We start from the raw sequence: 15596 nt of genomic DNA, 5'->3' as shown, positions 1-15596 counted from the left end.
CTTTTCGCGGAACCCCGGCCCCGCGCGGGCCGGGGTTTTGTCGCGCCATGGTTTTGAGCGCCCGCTCAAAACGGCCTTGAGCACTCGCTCAAAAGCGTGTACGTTTCCGCGTCAGGAGGTTTGAGCACTCGCTCAAACACACGTTGACCTGGGGGATCGCATGGGCCGTTCCGGTCTGTACATCGAGGCGCGGATCCGCGCCGATCTCGACACCCTGTGGGCCCGCACCCAGGAGCCGTCCGAGCACCGGCGCTGGGACCTGCGCTTCACCGAGATCGACTACCTCCCGCGCGAGGAGGGCGAGCCGCAGCACTTCCGCTACGCCACGCGCGTACTGCCCTTCCTCACGGTCGCCGGGACGGGCGTGTCGGCGGGGGAGAAGGAACGCCCCGACGGAACCCGTACCTCCGCCCTGCGCTTCTCCTCCCCGCACCCCCTCTCGCTGCTCGCCGAGGGCAGCGGCTACTGGCGCTACATCCCCGACGGCGACGGCGTCCGCTTCCTCACCGGCTACGACTACCGCCCCCGCTGGGGCGCCCTCGGCGCGCTCGCCGACCGCCTGCTGTTCCGCCCGCTCATGGGCTGGGCGACCGCCTGGTCCTTCGACCGTCTGCGCCTGTGGCTGGAGCAGGGCATCACCCCGGAACGGGCCCGCCGCAACTGGCTGGTGGAGCTGACCGTCCGCGCTCTCGTCATCACCTTCGCCTGTACGGGTCTGGGCCTGGAGTCCGTGCTCCGCCTGCTCGGACCCTTCGCGGCCTCGGCGGCCTACCTGTGCCCCCTGCTGCTGGCGGCCGCGGTCTGCGTGGCCCTGTTCAAGTCCCCCCTGCCCACGACCCCGGCGGCCCGCCGCTGCCAGCGCCAGCCGCTGACCGGCGCCCGTGCGCCCCGCCTGATGCGCACCCTGGAGAACCCGCGATGACCTCGATCTTCCGCACCGCCATGGGCCCCGACTTCCACCGCCTCCACCCCCAGCTGCAGCGCCGCTTCTCCGTCGGTCTCGCGAGCGGTGAGGCCTGCACCGGACGGGGCGTCATGGACCGCGTCTGGCACGGCGGGGCCTTTGTGAAGCCCTTCCTCGCCCTCGGGGGCACGCGGAACATCCTCGTCCCCCGCGAAGGGCGCCGCGTACCGTTCATGATCGAGAACGTGCCGTACGCCGACTCCTTCGGGCGTGAGACGGTGAGCTTTGTGCGTACCTTTGATCTGCCCGGGAGGGCCCGGCGGTTCGATGCCCAGATGGTGCTGAGCCCCCGGGGCGACCGGGTTCTCGACTACCTCGGGACCCATCAGCACCTCGCCACCGATCTGTTCCTCCGGGCCGAGCCCGACGGGTCGCTGCTGATCCGGTCCGGGGAGCACCGGTTCCGGGAGGGTGTGGTGGATGTGCGGGTGCCCGAACTGGTCGGGGCCACGGCCGAGGTGCGGGAGTCCTACGACGACGCCGCGGGACGGTTCCGTATCCAGGTGCGGGTGGTGAACCGGTACTTCGGGCCCCTCTTCGGCTACGAGGGCTCCTTCCGGGCCGAGTACACCGACGTCCGGCGCTGCGGGGTGCGCCCCGGACTGCGGCCGGTGCGTGAGGAGGCGCGGGCGTGAGCGCGGAGACGGCCAAGTCGCTGGAGACCAAGACCAAGCTGCTTGAGGGCGCGCTGCGCACGCTCACCGAGCAGGGCATCGCCAAGACCTCCGCACGGGCGGTCGCCTCCGCCGCCGGGGTCAACCAGGCGCTGGTCTTCTACCACTTCGGCTCGCTGACCGACCTGCTCGCCGCGGCCTGCCGATACGGCGCCGAACAGCGCGTCGCCCGCTACCGGGACCGTTTCGCCGACATCACCTCGCTGACCGAGCTGCTCGCCTTCGGCCGGGAGATCCACGAGGAGGAGAAGGCCTCCGGCTATGTCTCGCTGCTCGGCCAGCTCCTGGCCGGCGCCCAGACCCATCCCGGCCTCGCCCCCGCCACGGCCGCCGGTCTCGACCTGTGGATCACCGAGATCGAGCAGGTCCTCACCCGGGTGCTGGCCGGTGCCCCGTTCGGCGAGTTCGTCGACGCGCCCGGTCTCGCCCGCGCGGTGGCGGCCTCCTTCGTCGGAATCGAACTGTACGAAGGGGTCGACGCGCAGGGCGCCGGCGCGGCCCTCGACGCCCTCGAACAGCTCGGCCGTCTGGTGGCCGCGCTGGACGACCTCGGCCCCGTGGCCCAGCGGGCGGTGCGCCATCACCTGAGGCGCACTCGGCGCTGACGGGCCGCCATACCAGGCACCCACCTGGACGCTCCCAGTTCGACACGCCCACAAATGTCCACTTGTGTATGGGTATCGGCGCGATCGTCGATGACTCCTCGATCACTGGAGGGCGCTGTGCGGCCGGAGGGCTATGACTACGACACCCACAGCCGACTCGCCGGACCGCTCACGGAGCCGGACGAAGCGGCCTACCGGGTGCAGTACACCTCACTGCTCTCCCGCGAGCCGCACCGAATACGAGCCGTCCTCCTGATGACCCTGGCGCCCCTGCTCACCGGCGCCCTGCTCGTCTACCTCGTCTGGCCCACCCACTGGGTCGCGCGCGAGGGCGGCGACCGCTGGCTGGTCGACCTCGACATCACCATGCTCGTCTCGATCGGGCTGATCGAGCTGTTCATGGTCGTCAACGTCCTGTCCGTCGCCCACGCCACCCTGGTGGCCCGCGACCCCGTGCCGGTCGTCCCCGAGTCCGGTACCCGCGTCGCCTTCCTGACGACCTACGTCCCGGGCCGGGAACCGATCGACATGGTCCGCGCCACCCTCGAAGGCGCCGTCCGCATCACCCACGACGGACCGCTGGACGTCTGGCTCCTGGACGAGGGCGACGACGAGGCCGCGAAGGCCCTGTGCGCCGAACTCGGCGTCCGCCACTTCACCCGCCACGGCGTCCCCGAGTGGAACCGCCCCAAGGGCGTCCACAAGGCCCGTACCAAGCACGGCAACTACAACGCCTGGATCGCCATGCACGGCGGCGACTACGACTTCTTCGCCTCCGTCGACACCGACCACGTGCCGCTGCCGAACTTCCTGGAGCGGATGATGGGCTACTTCCGCGACCCGGACGTCGCCTTCGTCGTCGGCCCCCAGGTCTACGGCAACTACCAGCACCCCGTCACCAAGGCCGCGGAGTCCCAGCAGTTCCTCTTCCACGCGCTCATCCAGCGGGCCGGAAACCGCTACCGCGCGCCCATGTTCGTCGGCACCAACAACGTCGTACGGATCGCCGCCGTCAAACAGATCGGCGGGCTGTACGACTCGATCACCGAGGACATGGCCACCGGCTTCGAACTGCACCGGCGCCGCAATCCGCTCACCGGGCGGCACTGGCGTTCCGTCTACACCCCGGACGTGCTCGCCGTCGGCGAGGGCCCCGCCTCCTGGACCGACTTCTTCACCCAGCAGATGCGCTGGTCGCGGGGGACCTACGAGACCCTGATCAAGCAGTACTGGAAGGCGCCGTTCTCCATGCCGCCCGGCCGCCTGTTCTCGTACACGCTGATGCTCGTCTACTACCCGATGACGGCCGTCAACTGGTTCCTCGGCATCCTCAGCTGCTTCCTCTTCCTGTGGTTCGGTGCCTCCGGCACCCAGGTCGCCGCCTCCGTGTGGCTGATGCTCTACAGCGACGCGGCGGCCCTGCAGATCGCGCTCTACCTGTGGAACCGCAGGCACAACGTCTCGCCGCACGAACCGGAGGGCTCCGGCGGGCTCGCGGGCATGGCGATGTCGGCGCTGTCCGCGCCGATCTACCTCAAGTCCTTCGGCGAGGCGCTGATCCGCCGGCCCAGCCGGTTCGTCGTCACCCCCAAGGGCGAGGACGTCAGCCCCGACCGGCTGTTGACCTTCCGTATCCATCTGGGGTGGGCGCTGTTGCTCGGCGCCTCGCTGGCCGCGTCCGTGGTGCTCGACCACACCCATGTGGCGATGCGCACCTGGGCGGTGCTCGCCATGGTGATCTCGCTCGCGCCGGTCGCGGTGTGGATCTCCACCCGGGTCAGGGAGCGGCGCGCGGCCCAGTCCACGGTCCCGGCCGCGCGGCCCGCCGACGGCACCGAGTCCGCCCTCGCCGCCCCCGCATCCGTCTCCGGCACCCCGACAGGAGGCAACTAGTCCATGGCTTACCGCCCCTCCAAGAAGACCAAGAAGACCGTCCTCGGCATCGGCGGCATCACGATCCTGCTGGGCCTGAACGCCCCCGCCGCGCTGGATTTCGCGGGGGAGAAGTACCACGAGTACAAGATCGCCCAGCCCGGCTACAAGGCCCGCTACGGGTCCTGGAGCATGGTCGACATCCCCGAGCAGTACCGCACCAACGCCATCCATGCGGCCCTGCTGCACACCGGCAAGGTGCTCATCGTCGCGGGCTCCGGCAACGAGCAGCGCAAGTTCGACGCGGGCGACTTCGACACCGTCCTGTGGGACCCGGTGAAGAACACCTTCAAGAAGATCCCCACCCCGGACGACTTCTTCTGCTCCGGCCACGCCCAACTCCCCGACGGACGCCTGCTGGTGGCCGGCGGCACCGCCCGCTACGAGCTGCTGGACGGTGAGGTCGAGCGGGCCGGCGGCGGTATGCGGGTGAAGAACGAGAGCCCCGACAAGGCCGTGTTCCTGAAGAAGGGCACCCGCTTCCGCTCACCGGCGGGCGTCGAGTACGTCACCAAGTTCGACGTCACCGTCCCCAAGGCCAAGCGCACCTTCAAGGTCACCTACAACAAGGCCGGGGTGATGCAGCCCTGGCAGACCAAGGTCACCGCCAGTGAGGCCCGCGTCTTCGTGGAGGCCATGGAGGAAGGCCCGCTGTCCGTCACCAACAAGCAGGCGCAGTACGAGATCGTCGGGCTGACCGGCGAGGAGGCGAAGAACACCTACGGCCTCTCCGAGAAGATCACCCTGGACAAGCAGGACTTCCAGGGCATCCGCGCCGCCTACGAGTTCGACCCGGTCGCCGAGAAGTACGTCCCGGTCGACCCGATGGACAAGGCCCGCTGGTACCCGACCCTGGTCGGCCTGGAGGACGGACGCGTCCTCGCGGTCTCCGGGCTCGACGACGTCGGGGTGATCGACCCCGGCGACAACGAGATCTACGACCCGAAGACCAAGAAGTGGTCCCCGGGCCCCAAGCGCTACTTCCCCACCTATCCGGCGCTGTTCCTCACCAAGGGCGGCAAGCTCTTCTACCCGGCCGCCAACGCCGGTTACGGGCCCGCCGACCAGGGCCGCGAACCGGGCCTGTGGGACCTGGAGACCAACACCTTCACCAAGGTGCCGGGGCTGCGCGACCTGGACCAGACCGAGACCGCCGCCTCGCTGCTGCTGCCGCCCGCGCAGGACCAGAAGGTGATGATCCTCGGCGGCGGAGGCGTCGGCGAGTCGAAGAAGTCCACCCCGCGCACCGCGGTCGTCGATCTGAAGAAGGACAACCCGGCCTTCGAGGACGGCCCCGACCTGCCGCAGGGCACCCGCTACCTGAACAGCGTGATCATGCCGGACGACACGGTGTTCACCACCAACGGCTCCGAGGACTACCGCGGCCGCAGCGCCAGCAACATCTTCAAGGCGCAGTTCTACGTCCCCAAGGAGAACCGCTTCCGGGAGGCCGCCGCGCCCAAGGTGGGCCGCAACTACCACTCCGAGGCGCTGCTGCTGCCCGACGGCCGCATCGCCACCTTCGGCTCCGACCCGCTCTTCGACGACCAGCAGAACACCAAGCTCGGCCACTTCGAGCAGCGCATGGAGGTCTTCACCCCGCCCGCCCTGCACAAGAACGGCGCCGACCGGCCCGTACTGAAGGACGGCCCCGAGGCGCTGCCCGAGAACCGGGAGGCGACCTTCACCACCGACCACCCCGAACGGATCGCCAAGGCCCGTCTGATGCGGCCCAGCGCGGTCACCCACACCACCGACGTCGAGCAGCGCTCCATCGCGCTCGGCCTGGCCAAGGGCGAGGACTCGGTGACGGTCACCGTCCCCGAGGACCCGGCCCTGGTGCCGCCCGGCTGGTACATGCTGTTCGTGACGGACGCCGAGGGCACACCCTCGGTGGCCAAGTGGATCCAGGTGAAGTGACCCGCTAGCCCTTGGCGTTGCGGGCCAGGCCCAGCGCGTACTCCGGCCACCACTGGCCGGCCGGCGGGCCGCCCGCGCAGGTGCCGTCCGACTCCCCGGGCCGCTTGACCCAGAGGTAGGCGTCCACGACGGGATCCCCGGTCCTCGTCGTGGGCGCGCTGCCGAGGGCGCGGCCCGGCGGGTTGCACCAGACGCCGGGCAGCGGGCCGTTGCCGTTGCGGCTGGTGTCGATCACGAAGTGCTTGCCGTCCAGCCGCCGGGACAGCACCCGTCCGTACTCCTTGGTGACCTCGTCGGTCTGGAAGTTGGAGACGTTGAGCGCGAACCCGTCGGCCTCCGCGATCCCGGCCCGCAGCAGCGGTTCGACCAGCTTCTCCGGCTCCTTGATCCAGGCCGGGTTGCCCGCGTCGAGGTAGACCTTGGTGTGCGGCTGCCGCTTGAAACGACGGATCGCCTCGCTCAGCAACTGCTCCCGCTCGGCGTGCAGTTCGCCCGGCGTGCAGCCGTCCACCATGTGCGCGACGGCGTCCGGCTCCAGCACCACCAGCGCCTTGCTGCCGCCGAGCGACTGGGCGAACCGCTCGATCCACCGCCGGTAGGCGTCGGCGTCGGGCGCGCCGCCCGCGGAGTGCTGCCCGCAGTCCCGGTGCGGGATGTCGTACGCCACGAACACCGCGGTACGCCCCTCGGCGGCCGCCGCGGCGGTGGCCGCGCGGATGGCGGGCCCGGGGTCGCTCTCCCCCGTCGGCCACAGGGCGGCGGGCCGGTCCGCGATCCGGCGCAGCAGCTTGGCGTCCTCGGTCCGGCCCTGCCGCTGCCACAGCTCGATCTGCTGGGCCGCGGGGCTGCCCGGGTCGACCCAGAACGGGGAGCCGGGCGCCGGAGCGGCCTGCCGGGACGAGGCGGCGGCGACGGACGCCTCGTCGATGTCGGCCTCGGACGAACAGCCCACCACGAGTGCGAGCACCGCGAGACCCGCGAGGGTGTGGATCAGCCGGGACATGCTGCTCCCTGGAGCGGAGGTGACGGTACGTCACCAATCGTTCCACAAAGGGGACAATTATTACGGAATCGACATGATTCAGGCGCCGCCCGAGGCCAGCGCGATCCCCAGCGGCGTCCGCTCGTACAGCACCTGGTGGCCGTAGCGCCGGGAGACCAACAGCCCCGTGTCCCGCAGCGTCGTCAGGTGCGCGGACACCGACGAGGGCGCGAGACCCAGACGGTGGGCGAGGGCGGAGGTGGTGGCCGGTTCGTCGAGCGCGGCGAGCACGGCCGCCCGGCCCCGGCCCAGCAGCCGTACCAGTGCCTCGGAGGTACCGGCCGCGGGCTCGGCCCACAGCCCGGCCAGGCCCCGGACCGGATACACCACCGTCGGCTGCCAGGGCGGCTCGAAGCCGCTGACCACGTCCGGCCAGCAGAACACGCTCGGCATCAGCACCAGCCCCTGCCCGCCGAGATCGCGCACATGCTCGGCGGCCACCTCCATGGTCAGCGTGCGGCCGCGGAAGGACAGCCGCCGGTCCAGCTCGGGCAGCAGCGCGCCCAGACCCACCTCCGCCAGCCGCCGGGAGTGGAAGGCGACATCGGCTTCGAGGAGGGAGCGCAGCCGCGGCCAGTCCGGGGCCACCAGGACGCGCCAGGCTTCCGCCAGCAGATCCGCCAGCTCCTGGACGGTGCGGGCGGGGTCGGCCAGCAGCGCCCGGCCCTCGGGGGAGTGCAGGGCGCCCGGGGTGTCGGCGAGCGCGCGTGCCATGTCGTCGCGCGCCGCCTCCGGATCGGCCGAGCGGACCGCCGCGAGCTCCTCCTCGAAGTCGGCCGCGGGACCGATCGGGGGCGGGCCGAGGAAGTCCGGGGTGTGCCCGCGCCTGGGCATCAGCAGCCACAGCGGAGCCAGGTCCAGCGCGCGGGCCGACTCCTGGATCCGGCGCAGCCACTGCGGGTGGTAGCCGTGCCGGTCCCGTCGGCGCAGGGTGCGCACCGCGTCCTGGGTCTCCCACAGCGGGGAGATCGCGAACCGGCACCGGAGGAGATCGTCGTCGCCGAAGCGCAGATGGGACGGCACGGCACCTCCTCCTGATCCGGAACATTCGGCTGTCGCCGAAACTCTACGGCGGGCGGCCCACCCCTGGGCAGGATGCCGCCCATGCCGGACCAGACCAGCCCGCCCGCGTCGGCGGACCTCCAGGAACCCACGGGCTACCGCCGCGTCTTCGCCGTACGGGAGTTCCAGGCCGTCTTCGCGGCCTTCGCGCTCTCCCTGCTCGGCACCGTCGTCGGCGAGATCGCGCTCACCGTCCTCGTCTACGGGCTCACCGGCTCGCCGCTGCTCAGCGCGCTCACCTTCGCCATGGGCTTCCTGCCCTACCTGCTCGGCGGCACCCTGCTCTCGGGCATCGCCGACCGGTACCCCGCACGGCGGGTACTGGTGGTGTGCGACCTGGTCTGCGCCGGATGCGCCCTGGTCATGGCGGCGCCCGGCACCCCCGTCGCCGCACTGCTCGCCCTGCGCTGTGTGATCGCCGTCGTCTCGCCGGTGTTCAGCGGCACCCGCACCGCCACCCTCGCCGAGATCCTCGGCGACGGCGACCTCTTCGTCCTCGGCCGCTCCCTGCTCAGGATGGTCTCGCAGAGCGCCGTACTGATCGGCTTCGGACTCGGCGGCGTCCTGCTCACCGTCGTGACACCCCGCGGCGCCCTGGCCGTCACCGTGACCACATACCTGTGCTCCGCGCTGCTCCTGCGGTTCGGCACCCGGCGCAGGCCCGCCACCGCACAGGGCGGCTCGCTCGTGCGGTACTCCCTCGCAGGCGCCCGCGAGGTGCTCGGCGACCGCAGGATCCGCGCGCTGCTGCTGCTCCTGTGGGTGCCGCCGATGTTCATGGTCGCGCCCGAGGCGCTGGCCGCCGCCTACGCGGACGAGATCGGCATCGGCACGGCCACGGTCGGCCTGCTGATGGCCGCCATGCCGGTCGGCACCATCATCGGCGAGGTGTACGCCGGCTCCGCCCTCTCGCCCGCCGCCCGCTCCCGGATCGTCCTCCCGCTCGCCTCCTGCGGACTGCTGCCCCTGCTGGTCTACCCGCTCGCCCCCGGCCTGGTCTGGATCCTGGCCGCGCTGCTGGTCACCGGGCTGGCCGGGGCGTACACCCTGGGGCTGGACCGCTGGTTCGTGGACGCGGTACCGAAGGAACTGCGCGGACGGGCGATGACCGTGCACACCGCGGGTCTGATGACCATCCAGGGCATCGGCATGGCGCTGGCCGGGGCGGCGGCGGAGTTCTGGCCGGTCGCGACCGTGGTCGGGGTGGTCGGCGCGCTCGGTACGGCCTGCTGTCTCGGCCTCGTCCTGGAGGTGCGGCGGACCTCCCGCGGACCGATGGGCGAGACGGGGCTGACCACGATATGACCGGCCGGTAAGGTCTATTGCCGTGCCGAAGCCGCTCAGTCTTCCCTTCGATCCCATCGCCCGCGCCGACGAACTCTGGAAGCAGCGCTGGGGCAATGTGCCGTCCATGGCCGCGATCACCTCGATCATGCGCGCCCAGCAGATCCTGCTCGGCGAGGTCGACGCGATCGTCAAGCCCTACGGGCTGACCTTCGCGCGGTACGAGGCGCTGGTGCTGCTGAACTTCTCCAAGGCCGGGGAACTGCCGATGTCGAAGATCGGCGAGCGTCTGATGGTGCACCCCACCTCGGTGACCAACACCGTGGACCGGCTGGTGAAGTCCGGCCTGGTCGCCAAGCGGCCCAACCCCAACGACGGGCGCGGCACCCTCGCCTCCATCACCGACAAGGGGCGCGAGGTGGTCGAGGCGGCCACCCGGGACCTGATGGCCATGGACTTCGGGCTGGGCGTGTACGACGCGGAGGAGTGCAAGGAGATCTTCGCGATGCTGCGGCCGCTGCGGATCGCGGCGCACGACTTCGAGGAGAAGTAGGGGGCCGGAGCGGGCCCCGGACCCGCGCGAAGATCGCCCGGAACCTGCGGTTACGCTCGACGGCATGAAATCCAGCGTGCTGACCCGCTACCGCGTCATGGCGTACGTGACCGCCGTGATGCTGCTCGTGCTGTGCACCTGCATGATCTTCAAGTACGGGTTCGACAAGGGCGAGGACGTGACCTTCGCGGTCTCGCAGATCCACGGCGTCCTCTACATCATCTACCTGATCTTCGCCTTCGACCTGGGCTCCAAGGCGAAGTGGCCGTTCGGCAAGCTGCTGTGGGTGCTGCTGTCCGGGACCATCCCGCTGGCCGCCTTCTTCGTCGAGCGCAGGATCGCCCGGGAGACGCTCCCGCTGGTCGAGGGCGCTCAGCCGGCCGCCGTCAAGGCGTAGTCGCACACCGTCGTGAGGAACTGCTCACGGCGGTTTGCCATCGACATTTACTAGGACGTCCTAGTAAATTCGAAGGTATGGACGCTGACGCCATCGAAGAGGGCCGCCGACGCTGGCAGGCCCGGTACGACGCCTCGCGCAAGCGCGATGCCGACTTCACCACGCTCTCCGGTGATCCCGTGGAGCCGGTGTACGGGCCCCGGCCGGGGGACACCTACGACGGCTTCGAGCGGATCGGGTGGCCGGGGGAGTACCCCTACACCAGGGGCCTGTACCCCACCGGCTACCGCGGGCGGACCTGGACGATCCGCCAGTTCGCCGGGTTCGGCAACGCCGAGCAGACGAACGAGCGCTACAAGATGATCCTCGCCAACGGTGGCGGCGGTCTGTCCGTGGCCTTCGACATGCCCACGCTGATGGGGCGGGACTCCGACGACCCGCGCTCGCTCGGCGAGGTCGGGCACTGCGGGGTCGCCATCGACTCGGCGGCCGACATGGAGGTCCTGTTCAAGGACATCCCGCTGGGTGATGTCACCACCTCGATGACGATCAGCGGCCCGGCGGTGCCGGTGTTCTGCATGTACCTGGTGGCGGCCGAGCGGCAGGGTGTCGACCCCGCGGTGCTCAACGGCACTTTGCAGACGGACATTTTCAAGGAGTACATCGCCCAGAAGGAGTGGCTGTTCCAGCCCGAGCCGCATCTGCGGCTGATCGGCGACCTCATGGAGCACTGTGCGGCGGGCATCCCGGCGTACAAGCCGCTGTCGGTCTCCGGGTACCACATCCGCGAGGCCGGGGCGACGGCCGCGCAGGAGCTGGCGTACACGCTGGCGGACGGCTTCGGGTACGTGGAGCTGGGGCTGTCCCGCGGGCTGGACGTGGACGTCTTCGCCCCTGGCCTGTCCTTCTTCTTCGACGCGCACGTCGACTTCTTCGAGGAGATCGCCAAGTTCCGTGCGGCGCGGCGCATTTGGGCGCGCTGGATGCGGGACGTGTACGGGGCGAAGTCGGAGAAGGCGCAGTGGCTGCGGTTCCACACGCAGACCGCGGGTGTCTCGCTGACCGCGCAGCAGCCGTACAACAACGTCGTGCGGACGGCCGTCGAGGCGCTGGCGGCGGTGCTGGGCGGGACGAACTCGCTGCACACCAACGCGCTCGACGAGACGCTGGCGCTGCCGTCGGAGCAGGCGGCGGAGATCGCGCTGCGCACGCAGCAGGTGCTGATGGAGGAGACCGGGGTCGCCAACGTCGCGGATCCGCTGGGTGGTTCGTGGTACGTCGAGCAGTTGACGGACCGGATCGAGGCGGACGCGGAGAAGATCTTCGACCAGATCAAGGAACGGGGGATGCGGGCGCATCCCGACGGGCGGCACCCGATCGGGCCGATCACCTCCGGCATTCTGCGCGGGATCGAGGACGGGTGGTTCACCGGGGAGATCGCCGAGTCGGCGTTCCGGTACCAGCAGTCCCTGGAGAAGGGTGACAAGAAGGTGGTGGGCGTGAACGTCCACACCGGGTCCGTCACCGGGGACTTGGAGATCCTGCGGGTCAGCCACGAGGTGGAGCGGGAGCAGGTCCGTGTGCTCGGGGAGCGGCGGGCCGGGCGGGACGACGCGGCGGTGCGGGCCGCGCTGGACGCGATGCTCGCGGCCGCGCGGGACGGGTCGAACATGATCGAGCCCATGCTGGACGCGGTGCGCGCGGAGGCGACACTCGGGGAGATCTGCGGGGTGCTCCGCGACGAGTGGGGGGTGTACACGGAGCCTGCGGGCTTCTGAGGCTGACGGCGGGGGTGGGTGCGCAGCCCGGCGCCATCGGGGGGCCTCCCCCGGAGGGGGGACCCCCAGCCCACCCGTGCCGCCCTGCGGCACGACTGCCCGCAGCTATGCCGGTTTGTGCCGCCTGGGGTCCCACTCTGGGGGAGGCACGGCTGCCCGCAGCTGCGTGCGTGCCATGGCGACGTAGGTCGACTGCAGCTACCTGGGGGCGCGGGGAACTGCGCGACCAGTCATCCACGCACCCGCAGTCCGCGACGAAACCTCAGTCGGCAGATGCGGCCGCCAGGCCCGCCACGAGTACCGTCGTGAACCGGTGGACCCACGCCGCGTCCGCCGGTTCCGCGCTGACCAGGCAGCGGTGGACCACCGCGCCGGCGACCACGTCGAAGATGAGGTCGACCGTGCGGGAGGCCTCGGACTCGTCCGTTTCCGGAGGGAGTTCGCCGCGGGCCTGGGCGCGGGCGCGGCCCTCCAGGACGAGCCGCTTCTGGCGGTCCACGATGGACGCGCGGATGCGTTCGCGAAGGGCTTCGTCGCGGGTCGACTCCGCGACGACCGCCATCAGCCCGCTCTTGGCCTCCGGCCGCGCCAGGATCGCCGCGAACTGATGGACCACGCCCTCGATGTCCGCGCCCAGCGTCCCGCAGTCGGGGAGTTCGAGTTCGTCGAAGAGCTCCGCCACCGCGTCCACGACGAGTTCGTTCTTGCCCGCCCAGCGCCGGTACAGCGTCGTCTTCGCGACCCCCGCCCGGGTCGCCACGTCGGACAGCGTCAGCTTCGACCAGCCCAGCTCCACCAGCGCCTCCCGGGTCGCCGCGAGGATCGCCGCGTCCGCCGCCGCGCTGCGGGGGCGTCCGGTGGCCCGTGGGGCCGGAGTGCTGCTCTGCATGCCAAGCACGATAACCACGCCTGCTGTGCGTCGGCGCCGTGAGGCAGATCACCGCCCCCGCGTCCCCGGGAGGCACTCGGTGCCATTACGCTACGACTCGTAGCGAAACCACTGGCGTGGGGTGGGGACCCCCCGCATCGAAAGCTTGACCGGCTTTCTCATCGCTTTTCACTCGCGCGCGAGAACGGGGGAGGATAGACGCATGCAGCCACGGAACATGTCCATGAGCGGAGTCGTCGACCTCGCCGCGGTGAAGGCGGCCCAGGAGGCCAAGGCGAAGGCGGAGCAGGCGCGCGCCGAAGCGGCCCGGCAGGGCGGGGGCGGGGCCGTCTCACCCGCGGACCTCGTCATCGATGTCGACGAGGCCGGGTTCGAGCGAGAAGTACTCCAGCGGTCCACCGAGGTACCCGTCGTCATCGACTTCTGGGCCGAGTGGTGCCAGCCCTGCAAGCAGCTCAGCCCCGTCCTGGAGCGGCTCGCCGTCGAGTACAACGGCCGCTTCCTCCTCGCGAAGATCGACGTCGACGCCAACCAGATGCTGATGCAGCAGTTCGGCGTGCAGGGCATCCCCGCGGTGTTCGCCGTCGTCGCCGGACAGGCGCTGCCGCTCTTCCAGGGCGCCGCGGGCGAGCAGCAGATCCGCGAGACCCTCGACCAGCTGGTGACCGTGGCCGAGCAGCGGTTCGGGCTGACCGGTCTGCAGGTCGACCCGGAGGCCCAGCCTGGCGACCGGTCGGCGCCCGCCGCCCCGGCCGGTCCGCACGACGCGCTGCTTGAGGCCGCCGTACAGGCCCTGGACGCGGGCGACTTGTCCGGGGCGATCCGGGCGTACCAGAACGTTCTGGGCGACGACCCGGGCAACACCGAGGCCAAACTGGGGCTCGCGCAGGCCGAGTTGCTCCAGCGGGTGCAGGGCGCCGATCCGCAGACCGTGCGCAAGGAGGCCGCCGAGAGGCCCGGTGACCCGCAGGCGCAGATCGCCGCCGCCGACCTGGACCTGGTCGGCGGTCATGTGGAGGACGCCTTCGGCCGGCTCATCGAGACGGTGCAGCGCACCGCCGGTGACGACCGGGAGGCCGTACGGGTAAGGCTGCTGGAGCTGTTCGAGGTCGTCGGGGCCGACGATCCCAGGGTGGCGGCGGCGCGCCGGGCCCTGGCGCGAGCCCTGTTCTGAGCGAGTCACGAAGCCCGTTCTGACCGGTCACCGCATGCGCAAGCGCGTGTGACGGGAGTGAAGGAACCGGCCAACCTGGTGCCACTGCGGCCGCGCTTTACCAAATCTTGGTAATCGCGGCCGCTGTTACTGCCAGTAAATCAAGGGCGTTGGTCTGTCGGATTCTGTCCGGTGATTCCTGGATTTGTTCACCCCCCTGAGGCGACCGAGCGTCGCCGTCCGAGACCGGCGGGTCGCCCCTCGGTTATCCGGCCGTTACTAGCGAGTAACGAACCCCCTTGTGCGGGCGGCCAGAATGCACCACGATCGGCCACGCTCGGTCCATTCCCGAACTGCCCCGACAGCCAGCCGGGGTGACGGGAGTCCAGGGTCCCCACCGGGCAGAACCGGCGGCAATGACGCCGGTTCTTGGGCAGGGGGGTCTTCGCTCTCCGGCGAAGCCTGTCCAGCAAGGTTGTGCGTGATGCGTGTCAGGCGCGACCAGTGGTTGTCGCTCGGGGGTGATCGCCGGTGATTCGGGCGCGGTTCCCGCGCCGCCGAGTGCGGGCGCTCTCCTTCCCGAGGACGTAGCACTTCTCCCATCCCTGCCCGGCTGAGCCGTCGAGTCGTACGAGCCAGTCAGGGCCAGGAGATGTACGTCCGAGAAGGAGGAAATATGGAGTCCCAGGTGCGTGGCGGGACCAGATGGAAGCGGTTCGCCGTCGTGATGGTGCCCAGCGTCGCCGCCACGGCTGCGATAGGTGTCGCCCTCGCGCAGGGCGCTCTCGCCGCGTCGTTCAGCGTGTCGGGCCAGTCGTTCAAGGTGACGACGAAGCAGCTCGACGGTACGGGCTTCGCCCAGTACGGCGCCCTCGACGAGGGTTACACGCTCAGCGGCAAGAAGACGGTTCACCCCGTCGCGGTCTCGGCCTTCAAGTCCGCGACCATCAACAGCCTGTGCCAGTCGGTTGTCACCCCTGACATTCCGATCCTCGGCAACGTCAGCCTGATCCTTCGGGCCGGCGAGGACCCGAAGAAGCCGGTCGAGGCCGAGAACCTGTACATCGACGTGGCCGACCTTGAGGCCGACGCGACGTTCAAGGGCATCGACATCGGTGTGGCCGCCAAGGACGCCAGCAAGGGTCCGGGCATGAAGGGCGGCGGCGAGCAGGCCAACCCGTTCGGCTTCGCCCAGCAGGCCGACTCGGTCGTGCTGAAGGACGTGAAGCAGACGGCGTGGGCCACCACCGCCGGAACCTTCAAGCTCAGCGGTCTGTCGATGAAGCTGTCGACGGGTGTCAAGGAGTGCTACTAAGCACTCACTGACGGGCGGGGGAGCCGGT

At 70.5% G+C, this 15596-nt stretch carries 14 protein-coding genes; 11 read left to right on the top strand and 3 right to left on the bottom strand.

Annotation, left to right across the window (positions count from 1 at the left end; translation table 11 throughout):
• Positions 1–160 precede the first annotated feature (160 nt).
• From GA0115233_RS12245 to GA0115233_RS12225, 5 genes are all read left to right on the top strand, one after another.
• Entirely contained in the window at positions 161–922 is a 762-nt protein-coding gene (locus GA0115233_RS12245) for a hypothetical protein (protein WP_093720212.1), read from the top strand.
• Entirely contained in the window at positions 919–1599 is a 681-nt protein-coding gene (locus GA0115233_RS12240; protein ID WP_093720211.1) for a DUF4166 domain-containing protein, read from the top strand. Before GA0115233_RS12245 ends, GA0115233_RS12240 begins: the two co-directional genes overlap by 4 nt.
• Positions 1596–2243: a TetR/AcrR family transcriptional regulator gene (locus tag GA0115233_RS12235; protein ID WP_093720210.1), complete on the top strand. Its 648-nt coding sequence runs from the start codon at positions 1596–1598 to the stop codon at positions 2241–2243. Before GA0115233_RS12240 ends, GA0115233_RS12235 begins: the two co-directional genes overlap by 4 nt.
• 90 nt (positions 2244–2333) lie before the next feature.
• A complete protein-coding gene (locus GA0115233_RS12230) occupies positions 2334–4136 on the top strand; it encodes a glycosyltransferase family 2 protein (RefSeq protein ID WP_250746923.1) in 1803 nt (600 codons plus the stop codon).
• 3 nt (positions 4137–4139) lie between these two features.
• Complete coding sequence (locus GA0115233_RS12225) at positions 4140–6095, top strand: kelch motif-containing protein (protein WP_093720208.1); 1956 nt, start codon at positions 4140–4142, stop codon at positions 6093–6095.
• A gap of 4 nt (positions 6096–6099) precedes the next feature.
• Here the strand turns inward: GA0115233_RS12225 and GA0115233_RS12220 are convergent, their stop codons facing one another.
• Complete coding sequence (locus GA0115233_RS12220) at positions 6100–7098, bottom strand: glycoside hydrolase family 6 protein (RefSeq protein ID WP_093720207.1); 999 nt, start codon at positions 7096–7098, stop codon at positions 6100–6102.
• Between the two features lie 78 nt (positions 7099–7176).
• A complete protein-coding gene (locus GA0115233_RS12215; protein WP_093720206.1) occupies positions 7177–8160 on the bottom strand; it encodes an ArsR/SmtB family transcription factor in 984 nt (327 codons plus the stop codon).
• 81 nt (positions 8161–8241) lie between these two features.
• Here GA0115233_RS12215 and GA0115233_RS12210 point away from each other — a divergent pair, with 81 nt between their 5' ends.
• The 4 genes from GA0115233_RS12210 to GA0115233_RS12195 all read left to right on the top strand — a co-directional run bounded on the left by GA0115233_RS12210 (position 8242) and on the right by GA0115233_RS12195 (position 12211).
• Complete coding sequence (locus tag GA0115233_RS12210) at positions 8242–9504, top strand: MFS transporter (RefSeq protein WP_107406428.1); 1263 nt, start codon at positions 8242–8244, stop codon at positions 9502–9504.
• Positions 9505–9526: 22 nt separating this feature from the next.
• A complete protein-coding gene (locus tag GA0115233_RS12205; RefSeq protein ID WP_093720204.1) occupies positions 9527–10036 on the top strand; it encodes a MarR family winged helix-turn-helix transcriptional regulator in 510 nt (169 codons plus the stop codon).
• A 64-nt stretch (positions 10037–10100) separates the two neighbouring features.
• Entirely contained in the window at positions 10101–10433 is a 333-nt protein-coding gene (locus GA0115233_RS12200) for a DUF3817 domain-containing protein (protein ID WP_093720203.1), read from the top strand.
• A gap of 77 nt (positions 10434–10510) precedes the next feature.
• Positions 10511–12211, top strand: coding sequence for an acyl-CoA mutase large subunit family protein (locus tag GA0115233_RS12195; protein ID WP_093720202.1), 1701 nt, complete (start codon positions 10511–10513; stop codon positions 12209–12211).
• A gap of 262 nt (positions 12212–12473) precedes the next feature.
• Here GA0115233_RS12195 and GA0115233_RS12190 read toward each other — a convergent pair whose 3' ends face one another.
• Complete coding sequence (locus GA0115233_RS12190; RefSeq protein WP_093720201.1) at positions 12474–13100, bottom strand: TetR/AcrR family transcriptional regulator; 627 nt, start codon at positions 13098–13100, stop codon at positions 12474–12476.
• Positions 13101–13302: 202 nt separating this feature from the next.
• Here GA0115233_RS12190 and GA0115233_RS12185 point away from each other — a divergent pair, with 202 nt between their 5' ends.
• Together GA0115233_RS12185 and GA0115233_RS12180 are read left to right on the top strand one after the other, a co-directional pair.
• Positions 13303–14274: a tetratricopeptide repeat protein gene (locus tag GA0115233_RS12185; protein ID WP_093720200.1), complete on the top strand. Its 972-nt coding sequence runs from the start codon at positions 13303–13305 to the stop codon at positions 14272–14274.
• Positions 14275–14929: 655 nt separating this feature from the next.
• Positions 14930–15568: a DUF6230 family protein gene (locus tag GA0115233_RS12180; RefSeq protein ID WP_093720199.1), complete on the top strand. Its 639-nt coding sequence runs from the start codon at positions 14930–14932 to the stop codon at positions 15566–15568.
• Positions 15569–15596: the final 28 nt, after the last annotated feature.

Origin of the sequence: Streptomyces sp. DI166, from assembly GCF_900091315.1 — a bacterium.
Classification (GTDB): Bacteria; Actinomycetota; Actinomycetes; order Streptomycetales; family Streptomycetaceae; genus Streptomyces; species Streptomyces fuscus.
This window is presented reverse-complemented; position numbering and strand designations above follow the sequence as displayed.